The organism is Streptomyces sp. NPDC037126, from assembly GCF_055605965.1.
In genome coordinates this window covers 78,792-93,369 of the sequence record NZ_JBVJTD010000012.1, presented here as the reverse complement: position 1 = coordinate 93,369, position 14,578 = coordinate 78,792, and the positions used below count along the sequence as shown (strand labels likewise).

Genomic DNA, 14,578 nt, shown 5'->3' with positions numbered 1-14,578 from the left:
CGGTCCGCGGCCGGGGGCCGTGAATTTGTCGCGGTTCTGTCACGTGATGGCGTCCAAGGAAATCGCGCGGAACCCCGACGGGCGCCGCCGCCCTCTTCGTTCACGCACTGGAACGGATCACGCACATCACACGAACCTGGAGCAGCCCGTGACAACGCCGGACATTACAGCGCGGCGCGCACTGGTGGCCTGTGCCGCCCTGGCGGTCGGCGCCCTCGGCCTGACCGCGTGCGGCGGCAACGCCAATGCCGACGACGAGGGCAAGGGCGGCGCCGGCGCCCCCAGGACGTCGGCGGCCAGGATCGTGATCTCGGCCAAGGACGGTTCGACGGACGCGTCCATCAACGCGACCGGGGTGAAGGTCAGCGGCGGCAGGCTGACCGGCGTGAAGATGACCGTGGCCGGGTCGGGACAGACGGTGCCGGGGTCGCTGTCGGCGGACGGCGGCGTCTGGAAGCCCGAGCACCAGCTGGAGCGCGGCACGAAGTACCAGATAGCCGCGACCGCCAAGGACTCCGGCGGGCGCACGGCGGCGGCGAACTCCATCTTCACCACCGTCACCACGGCCAACAGCTTCATCGGCACCTACACCCCCGACAACGGCACGACGGTCGGGGTGGGCATGCCGGTGTCGTTCGCCTTCGACAAGTCGATCACCGACAAGAAGGCCGTGCAGTCCCACATCACGGTGAACTCCAGCAGCGGGCAGCAGGTCGTCGGGCACTGGTTCGGCGACCGGCGGCTGGACTTCCGGCCCCAGGAGTACTGGAAGGCCGGTTCCAAGGTCACGATGCGGGTCGACCTCGACGGGGTCCGGGGCGCCAAGGGCGTCTACGGGGTGCAGAAGAAGACCGTCTCCTTCACCGTCGGGCGGTCGCAGGTCTCCACGGTCGACGCCCGCACGCAGACGATGACCGTGGTGCGGGACGGCCGGACGTTCCGGACCGTGCCGATCTCCTCCGGCGGCGCGCAGCACACCACGTACAACGGGCAGATGGTGATCTCCGAGAAGTTCACGCAGACGCGCATGAACGGCTCGACGGTCGGCTTCGGCGGGGAGTACGACATCGCGGACGTGCCGCACGCGATGCGACTGACGTCGTCGGGGACGTTCATCCACGGCAACTACTGGTACGACAAGGGCAACCCGCCGTTCGGCCGGGAGGGCACCAGCCACGGCTGCGTCGGCCTCGCGGACGTGCAGGGCGCCCAGGGCGCGACGACGGCGAAGTGGTTCTTCGACAACTCGCTCGTGGGCGACGTCGTGATCGTGAAGAACTCCCCCGACACGACGGTCGCCCCGGACAACGGCCTCAACGGCTGGAACATGTCCTGGAACGCCTGGACCGCCGGAAGTGCCGTCTGAGTGGCGGGTTCTGACCGTATGTGAGGCCGCGCGGGAACTTCTCGCGCGGCCCGCGCGTTTTCCCGGCGCACGTTTTCTCGGTTCCCGGACATGATGTCCGACCGAGGGGCTACGGTATGCACCCACAAGGTGACATGCAGCAACGCCGGGAGATGCCTTGAGCGTTCCGTACGAGACGGCAGCGTACGAACCAGCCGAGTCGCCCGAGTCTCCGGAGGAGCACCTCGCGCGACTCCTCGGCCGTGCCCTGAACTCCTTCGAGCTGCCGGACGAGGTCATATGGCGGCTCGACTGCGCCCTGGCGCACGACAGTTCGCTGTACTCCGCGCACCACAGCGCCGGACTGCACCGGGAGACGTACCGGCACACCTGGCTGCTCGCCGACGGTTCGGCGGTCACGCTGTGGGAGCTCGTGCACAACCCCACCCCGGGCGCGGCCCCGGAACACGAGGTGTACGTCGACGAGGAGGAACTGCAGGCCGCCACGGCCCGGCTCGGGCTGCCGCCCCAGACGCCGGACTGGGAGCTGCCCGCGCTGAGGCGGCTGTGGGCGATTCCCGAGCCCCGGCACGTGTTCGCCTCCGACGACTCCGCCGACCACGCTCGCCGGCTGCTGCGCCGCGCGGAGAACCCGGACCGGCCGGACGCGGAGACGGCGGACCTGCTGGCGACGGCGACCGCGCACGAGATCACGCAGGCGTTCGGACGTCCCGGGCGGGCCGGCCGGGTGGGACTGAGCTACGCGCTGTACGAGCACGCGTTCCTGCTGCCGGACGGCAGTCAGGTCTCCCTGTGGGAGGCCGAGCACACGGCGACGCCCGACGGGCGGCACATGTGCGAGGTGTACATGTCCGAGGACGCGGCCCGGGACGCCATGGAGCGGCGCGCGGCGCGGCTGGGATGACACCCGCGCAGGACGGGTGACGAGAGACCGACGCCCGGCCGGTGACGGCGCGGGCGGGTGCCGCGGGCCCGCTGTCGGTCAGCGGCTGCCGAGTTGCCGTACCAGCCCGGCGAAGGCGTCGCGTTCCGCCGGGGTCAGCTCGACCGACTCCCGCAGCGGTCCGGACTGCGGCTGGGGCGGGAGGACCGGGAGGCGCGTGGCCGGTCGGCGGGTGGCCGGGAGCTCTCGCAGGGCCTCCGTGCGGAAGCGGCGCAGCAGACGCATGACACCGATCGCCCAGGCCACGCCGGCCAGGGTGAGGGCGGCCGCACCGGCCAACTGGAGACTCGAGACATGCTCTGGCATGCCCTCCAGTACACACCACGGTCCGGGACTTTGACCCCGGACCGTGACGTATCTCGCAGGTGCCGTGAACAACTCACAGCGCCCCAAAGGGACAAGGCGCGCCGGTCAGGCGGCCACCGGCTGCTTGGTCTCCTCCGAGGTGGCGGCGGGGTTCCGGTCCGGACCGTCGGCCGTGGCCCCGGGGGCCTGCCTGCGCATGCCCTTGAGGACGATCACCAGGACCGTGCTGGCGCAGACGCCGGCGGCGATCGCGAGCAGGTAGAGGAACGGGTTGCCGATCAGCGGGACCACGAAGATGCCGCCGTGCGGGGCGCGCAGGGTGGCGCCGAAGGTCATCGACAGGGCGCCGGTGAGCGCGCCGCCCACCATGGCGGACGGGATGACCCGCAGCGGGTCGGCCGCCGCGAACGGAATCGCGCCCTCGGAGATGAAGGAGGCGCCGAGGACCCAGGCGGCCTTGCCGTTCTCCCGCTCGGTCTGCGTGAACAGCCTGCCGCGCACGGTCGTGGCCAGCGCCATCGCCAGCGGCGGCACCATGCCGGCCGCCATCACCGCGGCCATGATCTTCATCGCGGAGTCGCTGGGGTCGGAGACCGCGATACCGGCCGTGGCGAAGGTGTACGCGACCTTGTTGACCGGGCCGCCGAGGTCGAAGCACATCATCAGGCCGAGCAGGGCGCCGAGCAGGACGGCGTTGGTGCCGGTGAGACCGTTCAGCCAGCCGGTGAGGGCGTGCTGGGCGGTGGCGATGGGCTTGCCGATCACCACGAACATCAGGAACCCGACGATCGCCGAGGAGATCAGCGGGATCACCACCACCGGCATGATGCCGCGCAGCGCCGGCGGGATGCGCACCTTCTGGATCGCCAGCACCACGCCACCGGCGATCAGACCGGCCGCGAGGCCGCCCAGGAAGCCCGCGTTGATGGTCAGTGAGATCGAGCCGCCCACGAAGCCGGGGACCAGACCGGGCCGGTCGGCCATGCCGTAGGCGATGTAGCCGGCGAGGACCGGGACGAGGAAGGCGAAGGCCACTGCGCCGATCTGGAACAGCAGGGCGCCCCAGCTGTCGGCCTGGGTCCACACGAAGTGGTCCATCACCGACGGCGCCTTGTTGATCTTGTAGCCGCCGATCGCGAAGCCCAGGGCGATGAGGAGTCCACCCGCGGCGACGAACGGCACCATGTAGCTCACGCCGCTCATCAGCCACTTGCGGAGCTTGGTGCCGTAGCCCTCGGTGGTGTCGCCCGCGCGCTCGACCGGCGTGCCGCCCGACGCGGAGGCCGGGGCGCTGGTCTCGCCGCGTGCCGCCTTCTCGCGGACCTCGGCGATGAGTGCGGCGGGGCGGTTGATGCCCGCCTTCACGCCGACGTCGACGGTGGCCTTGCCCGCGAAGCGGTCCTTGTCGCGCACGGGGACGTCGTGCGCGAAGATCACGCCGTCCGCCGCGGCGATGACCGCGAGGTCCAGCCGGGTGAAGCCGGCCGATCCCTGCGTCTCGACGATCACCTCGACGCCCGTCTCGCGCCCGGCGTTCTCCAGGGACTCGGCCGCCATGTAGGTGTGGGCGATGCCGGTCGGGCAGGAGGTGACGGCGACGATACGGAAGGGACGCCCACCGGAGTCCGGGCCGCTGCCGGTGCCCTCACCGGGCGCGTCCGCCGTGGTACCCGCCGCGGCGTCGGCGGAGGCCGCCACCGACGCCGCAGCGGTGTCTTCCGGGGCGCTCGCAGTGTCCTGCGCGCCCGCGACTTCCGCCGTGTCCGCCGCGCCCTCGGCTCCCCCGCTGTCCGCCGCGGCTTCCGTCGCGGGCGGCTCCTCGCCCCGGATCAGCGCCGCCGCCGTCCCCGCGTCGTCCGCCGCCCGCAGCGCGGAGGTGAACTCGGCGTTCATCAGCTGCCGGGCCAGGGAGGAGAGGATCGTCAGATGGGCGTCGTCGGCACCGGCCGGGGCCGCGATCAGGAAGATGAGGTCGGCCGGACCGTCCGGCGCGCCGAAGTCGATGCCGGCGGCGCTGCGTCCGAAGGCCAGCGAGGGCTCGGTGACGTGGGCGCTGCGGCAGTGCGGGATGCCGATACCGCCGTCGAGACCGGTCGGCATCTGGGCCTCACGGGCGGCCACGTCGGCGAGGAAGCCCTCCAGGTCGGTCACCCGGCCCTGGGCCACCATGCGCTCGGCGAGGGCACGTGCCGCCGCTTCCTTGGTGTCGGCGGACAGGTCGAGGTCGACCAGGTCCGCGGTGATCATGTCGCTCATCGCGGGCTCCTATGCGCGCGTATCGCCCGGGGAGTGAGGTGGGCGGAAGGGGGGACGGGGATGCGGTGGGTACGGGGGGCAGGGTGAGGAACGCTTCCGGGGAAACCCCGTCCGCCCGCGGTGACGCCGGTGCCGGGGAAACCCCGCCGGCCCACGGTGACGCCGGTGCGGGGGAAACCCCGTCCGCCCGGGGTGGCACGGCGGTCCGGGTCACGGTGCCGTCCGGTGGTGCCGGGCGGGAGGTGCCGCCGCTCGGGGGCCGGCCGGCCGGAGGCATCCGGGGGTGTGGATGCGACCGGCGCGTGGGGCGCCCGGGTCACGGGGCGCGCACCTTGAAGGCCGGCTCGTGCGCCGGGCCACCGGATCACGGGGCGGTCGACGCGGAGTACGGCTCGCAAGCCCGGCCACGGAATCAAGTGGCGGTCCCCACGGAACGCGGCTCGCAAGCACGGCCGCCTGCTCACCGAGCGGCCCGTGCGGAACGTGGCGGCGCCGGTCATGGCGTCGGCTCCGTCAGTTCGCGGTCGAGTGGGATGTCGGCGGTGACCGTCACGGCGCCCGGGTCGAGGTCGGCGGGGGTCGGCATCACGCTGCCCGGGAGCTGCACGGCCGCGGCGCCGTGGGCGACGGCGGAGGCGAGGGCCTTGGGACCGCTGCCGCCGGCGATCAGGAATCCGGCGAGGGAGGAGTCACCGGCACCCACGTTGCTGCGGACGGCGGCCACGCGGGCGCTGCCGAACCAGGCGCCCGAGTCCTCCACGAGGAGCTGTCCGTCGGCGCCCAGGCTCGCGAGCACGGCCCGCGCCCCCGCCCCGCGCAGTTCCTCGGCCGCCTTGAGCGCGTCGCCCACGGTCGCCAGGGGGCGTCCGACGGCCACCGCGAGTTCCTCGGCGTTGGGCTTGACCACGTCGGGCCGGGCGCGCAGCGCCTCCAGGAGCGCGCCCCCGGAGGTGTCCAGGGCGATGCGCGCGCCCCCTGCGTGCGCCCGCGTGACGACATCGGCGTACCACGAGGGCGCGAGCCCCCGGGGCAGACTGCCGCAGCAGGCGATCCAGCCGACGTCGCGCGACTGCTCGCGCACCGTCTCCAGGAGCAGTTCCTGTTCGGCCGGGGAGAGTTCGGGGCCGGGCGCGTTGATCTTCGTCAGCACCCCGTCCACCTCGGCGAGCGCGATGTTGGAGCGGGTGGCGCCGGCGATGGGGACCGGGGCGACCTCGATGCCCTGCGCGTCGAGCAGATCGGCGATGAGCGCGCCCGGCGCACCCCCGAGGGGCAGCACGGCGACCGTGCGCCGCCCGGCGGCCGCGACAGCGCGCGAGACGTTCACGCCCTTGCCGCCGGGGTCCGTGCGCTCGGTCTCGGCGCGGATGACCTCGCCACGCTTCAGCGCGCGGACCTCGTAGGTGCGGTCGAGGGACGGGTTGGGGGTGACGGTGAGGATCATGCGCGCACCACTTCCGTGCCGCCGCGCTCGATGACGGCGGTGTCTTCGGGGCTCAGCCCGCTGTCGGTGATCAGCAGGTCCACGTCGCTCAGGTCGCCGAAGCGGGCGAAGTGCTCCTGGCCGTGCTTGGCGGAGTCGGCGAGGAGGACGACACGGCGGGCGGCCGCCATGGCGGCCCGCTTCACCGCGGCCTCGGCGAGGTCGGGGGTGGTCAGACCGTGTTCGACGGAGAAGCCGTTGGCGGCGACGAACAGGACGTCGGCGCGGATCTCGCCGTACGCGCGCAGCGCCCAGGCGTCCACGGCGGCGCGGGTCCGGTGCCGTACGCGCCCCCCGACCAGGTGGAGCTGGATGCCCGGGTGGTCGGCGAGGCGGGCGGCGATGGGCAGGCTGTGCGTGACGACGGTGAGGGACGACTCCAGCGGAATGGCCGCGGCGACCCGCGCCACGGTCGTACCGGCGTCGAGGACCATCGTGCCCTCGGTGGGCAGTTCGGCGAGGGCGGCCTTGGCGATGCGGTCCTTCTCGTCGGCCGCGGTGGACTCGCGCTCGGCGAGGTCCGGCTCGAAGTCGAGGCGGCCGACCGGGATGGCGCCGCCATGCACCCGGCGCACGAGCCCGGCGCGGTCGAGGGCCTTCAGGTCACGGCGGATCGTCTCCGCGGTGACCTGGAACTCCTCGGCCAGCGACAGCACGTCCACCCGGCCGCCGTCGCGGGCGAGCCGGAGGATCTCCTGCTGCCGTTCCGGTGCGTACATGCGCTCGCCCTCCGACTGACTGTCCGTTCACTTCCGGGGAATGCCCGAATGTGTGGTTTCTCTGGAGGCTACGCCCGGCTTTCCGGAAAGTAAACAGGTTCGGGCGCGAATCGGGCATGATCGGGCGCCCCGGCTGTCCGGGGCGCACACGACGAGGGCCCGGCACCCACGGGTGCCGGGCCCTCGCAGAGGCCGGGGAGAGGCAGGGAGCGGTTCAGTGCACCAGCTCCGGCTCCTTCTCCGCCGCCAGGGGCTGCGCGTCGTCCGCGCCCTCCACGTGCTGGGCCGGCCGCTTCGGCAGGGCGGACATCAGCAGGAAGATCGCGCCCATGATCCCGGCGACCCACCACAGCGCGTGCTGGAAGGCGTGCACGAAGGCCGGGCCGACCTGGGCCGGGCTCAGCCGGTCGCCGACCTCCCCGAAGAAGACCACCGACACGAGCCCCAGACCGAGCGCGTTGCCCATCTGCTGCACGGTGTTGATCAGCCCGGACGCGGATCCGGCGTGCTCGCGCGGCACCTCCGAGAGCACCGCGTCGGTCAGCGGGGCGACGATCAGTCCCATGCCCGCGCCCATCACGACCAGCGGCAGGGCCATCTGCCAGGAGGCGACGGCGAGACCGTAGCGGTGCGCCTCCCACAGGTAGATCAGCACACCCGCGGCCATCACCAGGGCGCCCGTCTGGAGCACCTTCCGGCCGAACCGCGGGACCAGCTTCTGCACCGACAACCCGGCCGCCGTGGACACCGCGAGCGAGAACGGCACCCCGGTCAGCCCGGCCCGCAGCGGGCTCCAGCCCAGGCCGATCTGCATGTACAGGGTCCACACCAGGAAGAAGATGCCGAGCGCGACACCGAAGACGGTCTGCACGGCGATGCCGGCGGCGAAGCTCTTCACGCGGAACAGCGACAGTTCGACCAGCGGGGAGCCGTCGCGGGCCGCCTTGCGCCGCTCGTACGCCACCAGCGCCCCGAACACGCCGAGCGCGCCCGCCATCGAGACGTAGCCCCACAGCGGCCAGCCCAGCTCGCGGCCGCGGGTGAGCGGGTAGAGCAGCATCAGCAGGCCCAGCGAGACCAGGGCGACCCCGACGAGGTCCAGCTTCAGCGCCTTCGGGGCGCGGGACTCGGTGATGAAGCGGCGCCCGAGGAGGAAGGCGACGACGCCGACCGGAAGGTTGATGAGGAAGATGGGGCGCCACTCGAGCCCGAACAGGTTCCACTCCGTCAGCAGGGCGCCCAGCAGCGGACCGGAGACCGCGCCCAGGCCGACGATGGCGCCGAACAGACCGAAGACCTTGCCGCGCTCGTGGGCCGGGAAGGTGGCGTGCACGATCGACAGCACCTGCGGCACCATCATCGCCGCCATGCCGCCCTGCAGGATGCGGGAGGCGACCAGCATCTCCGGATCGGCGGCGAAGCCGCACAGCGCGGAGGCGAGGGTGAAGCCGCCGATGCCGATCAGGAACAGCCGCCTGCGGCCGTGGATGTCACCGAGCCGGCCGCCGGTGATCAGACCGGCGGCGAACGCGAGGGCGTAACCGGCCGTTATCCACTGGATCTGGCTGACCGAGGCGTGGGCGGTCCGCTGGATCGACGGGATGGCGATGTTGACGATCGTGACGTCGACCAGGTCCATGAACGCCGCGGTCATGACGATCGCCAGGGCGAACCAGCGGGCTCGGTCGGGGGCGGGGGTGGTTCGGTCGTTCGAGGTCATGAGAAGAAGGTAGAACCCCATTAGGCCAGACCGTGTCCTAGATCTGCGGCATTCTCGTACGCATGACGACGGACACTCCGGCACGGTTGCTGCAGCTGCTCTCGCTCCTCCAGACGCCCCGCGAGTGGCCCGGCGGGGAGCTGGCCGGCCGGCTCGGGGTGTCCCGCCGGACCGTGCGGCGGGACATCGACCGGCTGCGTGAGCTGGGCTACCCGGTGCAGGCGACGAAGGGCTCGGACGGCGGGTACCGCCTGGTCGCGGGCAAGGCGATGCCACCGCTGGTGCTCGACGACGAGGAGGCGGTCGCCATCGCGGTGGGACTGCGGGCCGGGGCCGGGCACGCCGTGGCGGGCGTGGACGAGGCGTCGGTACGGGCCCTGGCCAAGCTGGAGCAGGTGCTGCCGGCCCGGCTGCGGCACCGGGTGTCCACGCTCCAGGCCGCGACCACCCCGCTGACCAGCGGGGACGGGGCGAGCATCGCACCGGAGACGCTGACCGTGATGGCCTCGGCCGTGGCGGGGCGGGAGCGGCTGCGGTTCGCCTACCGCGACAAGGAGGGCGGCGAGTCCCGCCGGCTGACCGAGCCGCACCGGCTGGTGTCGACCGGGCGCCGCTGGTACCTCGTCGCCTACGACCTCGACCGCGCCGACTGGCGCACCTTCCGGGTGGACCGGGTGAGCGAGCCGTTCGCGACCGGGGTGCGCTTCACGGAGCGGGAGCTGCCGACCGGGAGCGCCGCCGAGTATCTGCGGCGCTCCATCCAACGGCAGCAGGAGACCTACGAGTTCGAGGTGCGGTTCGCCGCTCCGGCGGAGCAGGTCTCGGCACGGGTGCCGGCGTGGGCCGGGGTGGTCGAGAGCGATGCCGGGGACGGCGCCGTGCTGCGCGGCACCACCGGTGACCCCGTGGAGTGGCTGGCGGTACGGCTGGCGATGAGCGGGCTCGAGTTCGGCGTGCGCAGGCCGGAGGAACTGGTTTCTGCCGTAAGGGAGTTGGGGGCGCGGCTGACCCGGGCGGCGGACGCGCTCCCCGGCCGGCCGTGACGGCCCGGGGCCGTCAGGCGGGCCGGGCCGCCGTGATGCGACGGCCCTTGCCAGGCGTCCCCGTCAGGAACCGCCGCGCCGCAGGCCCTGGTTGCCGGCCCGGCCCCATTCGAAGGCGCGCAGGGACTTCAGGTTGCGCAGCGCCAGGGCCGCCGGGCCGTCCGGTCCGGTGGCCGGGGCGGCGGTGCCGGCCCAGGACTCCACGGCCACGCGGACGGCGCTGCCCGCCACGGCCGCGGCGAAGCGCAGGTCCGGCGAGATCACCGAGGGAGCGGGGACGTCGCCGCCGGCCCCCGCGGAGGCCAGGCGTCGCGCGAGGATCTCCGCGACCGCGCCCTCGTACACCTGGCACACCTCGGCCCAGACCTTGCGCAGGGCTGGGCTGGTGTCGGCCAGGCGGATCAGGGTGCGGACCCATTCCCAGGAGGACGCCGAGACGCCGGGGCCGGGGGTGAGGGTCTGCTCGACGGCGTGTTCCAGCGCCTGCGGGACGGTGAGGTGGGCGGGGGCCGTGCGGACCGCTTCCGCCCAGCGCTGGGCGCCCGCCGCGTAGAGCGGGGCCACCGCCTCCTCCTTGGTGGCGAAGTAGCGGTAGAAGGTGCGCGGTGCGATGCCCGCCGTCTGGGCGATGTCCTCGGCGCGGGTCGCCCGCAGGCCCTGGCGGACGAACAGGGCCGCCGCCGCCCTGGCGATCTCCATACGGGTCTCGGCCTTGCGGCGCTCGGTGAGGGACACCGGCGCGGAACCGGGGGCCGGCCGGTCGGCAGTTCTGGAGGTGGTACGGGGGGTACTGCGGGTGGTGCTCATCTCGGCAGGCTATGCCCGTGTGGCAGAATCTGCCATCCGGCGGTCCACCCCGGGGTTCAGGTACGGGGTGGGCCGCCGTTTCCATTCCGCACGGCCGTTCCGGCAGCTCAACGGCTCCCGCGGTCTCAGCCTCGAACGGCCCTCGGCCGCGCGTCTCCCCGCCCGGACCGCCTCCGAACCGGTGCGGCTCCCGGGAGCCGTCACGCCGTGTGGCGTGGAAGTGCCGCCGCGACCGGGCCGGCACCAGGAACCGTCCTGCCGTCGGGCCGCCCCCGCAACGGCCATCCGCTCGCACTCCCGCCGCCGAACGGGACGGCTCCGTAGGGACGGAAGAGGAAACCGGGCTTCGGCGCCCGGGGGGGATAGGCGCCGAAGCCCGGCTCTGGGAAGGTCCCGGCGCCGGGGGGGGGATTGCGTCGGGACGTGGCTCGTGTGGGGTCGGCCAGGTGTGCGTGGTGGCGGGTGGGGAGTGCGGCGGTTCCCGGGGCCCTGCTGCTGGTCCCGGAAGGGTTGTTCCCGCGGGCCCGGGACTTGAAGCGACGGGACCACGCCATGTTTGCGCCGTCTTTCGCCACCCGGCGTACGCGCCCCGCAGGGCCGCACGCCCGCCGCACCGGCCGCGTGCGCACCACGGCCGGTGTCGCCGTACGCCTCGTCGCACCGGTCACGGCACCGGCTCGACCCGGGGGCCGTCAACCCCTTGGCCCCGTCGCGCCGTTCGGCCCGTCAGGCCGCCGCGTCGAAGCCGGTGTCGCGGGCCAGCTTCTTCAGCTCGAGGAGGGCGTGCTTCTCGATCTGGCGGATGCGCTCACGGGTCAGGCCGTGCTCCTTGCCGACCTCGGTCAGGGTGCGCTCGCGGCCGTCCTCGATGCCGTACCGCATCTTGATGATGGAGGCCGTGCGCTGGTCCAGGCGGCCGATCAGGTCGTCCAGTTCCTCGCTGCGCAGCAGGGTCAGGACGGACTGCTCGGGGGAGACCGCCGAGGTGTCCTCCAGCAGGTCGCCGAACTGGGTCTCGCCCTCGTCGTCCACCGACATGTTCAGGGAGACCGGGTCACGGGCCCAGTCGAGGACGTCGATCACGCGCTCCGGCGTCGAGCCCAGCTCCGCGGCGATCTCCGCGGGCTCCGGGTCGCGGCCGTTCTCGCGGTTGAACTCGCGCTGGACGCGCCGGATCCGGCCCAGCTCCTCCACCAGGTGGACGGGGAGCCGGATCGTGCGGGACTGGTCGGCGATGGAGCGGGTGATGGCCTGTCGGATCCACCAGGTGGCGTACGTCGAGAACTTGAAGCCCTTGCGGTAGTCGAACTTCTCGACGGCGCGCACCAGGCCGGCGTTGCCCTCCTGGATCAGGTCGAGCAGGGGCAGGCCGCTGCGCGGGTAGCGCCGGGCGACCGCCACGACCAGACGGAGGTTGGAACGGATGAAGACGTCCTTGGCCCGGTCGCTCGCGGCGACCAGCGCCTCCAGTTCCTCCCGGGTGGCGTCCGAGGTCGTCTCCTCGAATCCGTCGAGGACCTGCCGCGCGAACACACCCGCCTCGATGGTCTGGGACAGCTCGACCTCCTTTGCGGCGTCGAGCAGCGGCGTACGCGCGATCTCGTCGAGGTACATGCCGACCAGGTCGCGGTCCGCGATCTCGCCGCCATGAACGCGAACACTGCTTGCCGAGTCGGCCGTCTCGCCGGTGGCGGACTTACGACGGGCGACGGCACGGGTTGCCATGCGTGCTCCCTTGCGATGGTGGGCTGGCGGGTGGTCCTGATGAACGCTCGGCACTCCGGGACATGTCTCTCGGGACTCTCTTCGAGTGCCCTGCATCCGTGGGAAACAACGACTGGAATCCGGACAGAATTCCCAACACGCCCCCCAATTTTTCTGATCATGCAGTACCCTGTCGGCCACACCGGGAGGCGTGATGGTGTCGGAGCCCACAGAGGTGCAGGTCAGGCCGGGGATCGAGGGAGACCTCGACGACCTCACGGCGATCTACAACCACTATGTGCGTGAGACGGCCATCACATTCGACACCGCGATCTTCACTCCGCGGGAGCGCCGCCCCTGGCTGCTCTCCCACCCGGAAGACGGCCCGTACCGCCTGATGGTTGCCAGCGGGACCGATTCCGGAACGGGTTCGCCGCGGATTCTCGGGTACGCCACATCCAGCCCTTTCCGCGCGAAGCCCGCGTACGCCACATCCGTGGAGACATCGGTGTACGTCGCGCCGGACGCCGGGGGGCGCGGTGTCGGCACCCTGCTCTACGGCGCCCTCTTCGCGGCACTGGCCGGCGAGGACGTGCACCGGGCCTACGCCGGGGTCGCGCAGCCGAACGAGGCCTCCGGTCGGCTGCACGCCCGCTTCGGCTTCCGGCACGTCGGCACGTACCGCGAGGTGGGCCGCAAGTTCGGCCGCTACTGGGACGTGGCCTGGTACGAGAAGGACCTGTAGACCCGCCGGGAGGCGGTCACCCGAACTGCACGGACCGCTTCGCCATGCCCATCCAGAACCCGTCGATCACGGACCTCTGCGCGTCCAGCTCACCGCCGGCCTCCGCCGCGCCCATGGTGACGAAGAGCGGGGCGAAGTGCTCGGTGCGCGGGTGGGCGTACCGGCCGGCCGGGGCCTTGTCCAGGAAGTCGAGCAGGGCGTCCCAGTCGCGGGCCTCCAGGGCGCGCCGGCCCCAGTCGTCGAACTCGGAGGACCAGGTGGGGACGCCGTTGCCCGCGTGCCGCAGCGCGGCGAGGTTGTGGGTGAAGAAGCCGGAGCCGACGATCAGCACGCCCTCGTCGCGCAGCGGGGCGAGCCTGCGGCCGATGTCCATCAGGCGCACCGGGTCGAGGGTGGGCATGGAGATCTGCAGGACCGGTATGTCGGCGTCCGGGAACATCTCCACCAGGGGGACGTAGGCGCCGTGGTCGAGGCCCCGGTCGGGGATGTCCTGGACGGGGGTGCCGGGGGCGCGCAGCAGCTTGCGCACGGAGGCGGCCAGGTCGGGGGCGCCGGGGGCGTCGTACCGGACCCGGTAGTAGTGCTCGGGGAAGCCCCAGAAGTCGTGGACGAGCGGGACGGTCGTGACGGCGCCCAGCGCGAGCGGGGCCTCCTCCCAGTGGGCGGAGACCATGAGGATCGCCCTGGGCCGGGGCAGGCCGGCGGACCAGGCGGCGAGCTGGCCGGGCCAGACCGCGTCGTCGGCGAGCGGCGGGGCGCCGTGGCTGAGGTACAGGGCGGGCATGCGCTCCCGGCCCGCAGTGGTCGTGGCGGCGGACACTTCGGCGGACATGGCTGCGGCTCCCTGATGCTTTAACTCTCAAGCTCTTCGCCGACACCGTACGCCCGACTTGTTCAAGTTTCAAGGAGCCTGCTCGTAGAGTGGAGACATGAACACGGCACCCGATCCCGCCGCGCGGCACCGCTGGCTCACCGACGAGGAACAGCGCGTCTGGCGCGCCTACCTGCACGCCACCACCCTGCTGGAGGACCACCTCGACCGGCAGCTGCAGCGTGACGCGGGCATGCCGCACATCTACTACGGCCTCCTCGTGGGCCTCGCCGAGGCACCGCGCCGCCGGCTGCGGATGACCGAGCTGGCGATGCGGGCGAAGATCACCCGTTCCCGGCTGTCGCACGCGATCGCCCGCCTGGAGCGGAACGGCTGGGTGCGCCGCGAGGACTGCCCCTCCGACAAGCGCGGCCAGTTCGCCGTCCTCACCGACGAGGGCTTCGAGGTGCTCAGGCGCACCGCCCCCGGTCACGTGGACGCCGTACGGCAGGCCCTGTTCGACCGGCTCACCCCGCAACAGCAGAAGGCCCTCGGCGAGATCATGGAGATCGTCGCCGAGGGCCTCCAGCCCAACGAAGCGGGTGCGGACCTGCCCTGGCTCCGCTAGGGCCTGGCTGACCATGCGCGTCGTCGCCCGAAGGGCGGCCGCGCGGC

General features: G+C 72.6%; 13 protein-coding genes. 5 read left to right on the top strand and 8 right to left on the bottom strand.

Annotated elements, in window-relative coordinates; translation table 11 throughout:
* Positions 1-148 precede the first annotated feature (148 nt).
* Positions 149-1,366 (top strand): L,D-transpeptidase, encoded by a 1,218-nt coding sequence (locus ACZ7FF_RS25260; protein ID WP_470814542.1) that lies wholly within the window; start codon positions 149-151, stop codon positions 1,364-1,366.
* A 157-nt stretch (positions 1,367-1,523) separates the two neighbouring features.
* A complete protein-coding gene (locus ACZ7FF_RS25255; protein ID WP_470814541.1) occupies positions 1,524-2,270 on the top strand; it encodes a DUF6227 family protein in 747 nt (248 codons plus the stop codon).
* A 78-nt stretch (positions 2,271-2,348) separates the two neighbouring features.
* On the opposite strand, the gene ACZ7FF_RS25250 is transcribed toward ACZ7FF_RS25255, so the two are convergent.
* From ACZ7FF_RS25250 to ACZ7FF_RS25230, 5 genes are all read right to left on the bottom strand, one after another.
* A complete protein-coding gene (locus ACZ7FF_RS25250; RefSeq protein WP_470814540.1) occupies positions 2,349-2,615 on the bottom strand; it encodes a hypothetical protein in 267 nt (88 codons plus the stop codon).
* A gap of 105 nt (positions 2,616-2,720) precedes the next feature.
* A complete protein-coding gene (locus tag ACZ7FF_RS25245; RefSeq protein WP_470814539.1) occupies positions 2,721-4,871 on the bottom strand; it encodes a PTS fructose transporter subunit IIABC in 2,151 nt (716 codons plus the stop codon).
* Positions 4,872-5,367: 496 nt separating this feature from the next.
* Positions 5,368-6,315 carry a 1-phosphofructokinase gene (pfkB, locus tag ACZ7FF_RS25240; protein ID WP_470814538.1) on the bottom strand — a complete coding sequence of 316 codons (948 nt, stop codon included), beginning with the start codon at positions 6,313-6,315 and terminating at the stop codon, positions 5,368-5,370.
* Positions 6,312-7,073, bottom strand: coding sequence for a DeoR/GlpR family DNA-binding transcription regulator (locus ACZ7FF_RS25235; protein WP_470814537.1), 762 nt, complete (start codon positions 7,071-7,073; stop codon positions 6,312-6,314). Before ACZ7FF_RS25235 ends, pfkB begins: the two co-directional genes overlap by 4 nt.
* A 214-nt stretch (positions 7,074-7,287) precedes the next feature.
* Complete coding sequence (locus ACZ7FF_RS25230) at positions 7,288-8,793, bottom strand: MFS transporter (protein ID WP_470814536.1); 1,506 nt, start codon at positions 8,791-8,793, stop codon at positions 7,288-7,290.
* Between the two features lie 62 nt (positions 8,794-8,855).
* Between ACZ7FF_RS25230 and ACZ7FF_RS25225 the strand changes: the two genes are divergently transcribed.
* On the top strand, positions 8,856-9,836 hold the full coding sequence (locus ACZ7FF_RS25225) for a helix-turn-helix transcriptional regulator (RefSeq protein WP_470814535.1): 981 nt from the start codon (positions 8,856-8,858) through the stop codon (positions 9,834-9,836).
* Positions 9,837-9,899: 63 nt separating this feature from the next.
* On the opposite strand, the gene ACZ7FF_RS25220 is transcribed toward ACZ7FF_RS25225, so the two are convergent.
* Positions 9,900-10,535, bottom strand: a complete 636-nt coding sequence (locus tag ACZ7FF_RS25220; protein ID WP_470814719.1) for a TetR/AcrR family transcriptional regulator — start codon at positions 10,533-10,535, stop codon at positions 9,900-9,902.
* Positions 10,536-11,369: 834 nt separating this feature from the next.
* A complete protein-coding gene (locus tag ACZ7FF_RS25215) occupies positions 11,370-12,368 on the bottom strand; it encodes a sigma-70 family RNA polymerase sigma factor (RefSeq protein ID WP_470814534.1) in 999 nt (332 codons plus the stop codon).
* Positions 12,369-12,561: 193 nt separating this feature from the next.
* Here ACZ7FF_RS25215 and ACZ7FF_RS25210 point away from each other — a divergent pair, with 193 nt between their 5' ends.
* Positions 12,562-13,092 carry a GNAT family N-acetyltransferase gene (locus ACZ7FF_RS25210; RefSeq protein WP_470814533.1) on the top strand — a complete coding sequence of 177 codons (531 nt, stop codon included), beginning with the start codon at positions 12,562-12,564 and terminating at the stop codon, positions 13,090-13,092.
* A gap of 16 nt (positions 13,093-13,108) precedes the next feature.
* Here the strand turns inward: ACZ7FF_RS25210 and ACZ7FF_RS25205 are convergent, their stop codons facing one another.
* Positions 13,109-13,876 (bottom strand): dioxygenase family protein, encoded by a 768-nt coding sequence (locus tag ACZ7FF_RS25205; protein WP_470814717.1) that lies wholly within the window; start codon positions 13,874-13,876, stop codon positions 13,109-13,111.
* Between the two features lie 145 nt (positions 13,877-14,021).
* On the opposite strand from ACZ7FF_RS25205, the gene ACZ7FF_RS25200 reads away from it, so the two are divergent.
* Entirely contained in the window at positions 14,022-14,531 is a 510-nt protein-coding gene (locus ACZ7FF_RS25200) for a MarR family winged helix-turn-helix transcriptional regulator (protein WP_470814532.1), read from the top strand.
* Positions 14,532-14,578 lie beyond the last annotated feature (47 nt).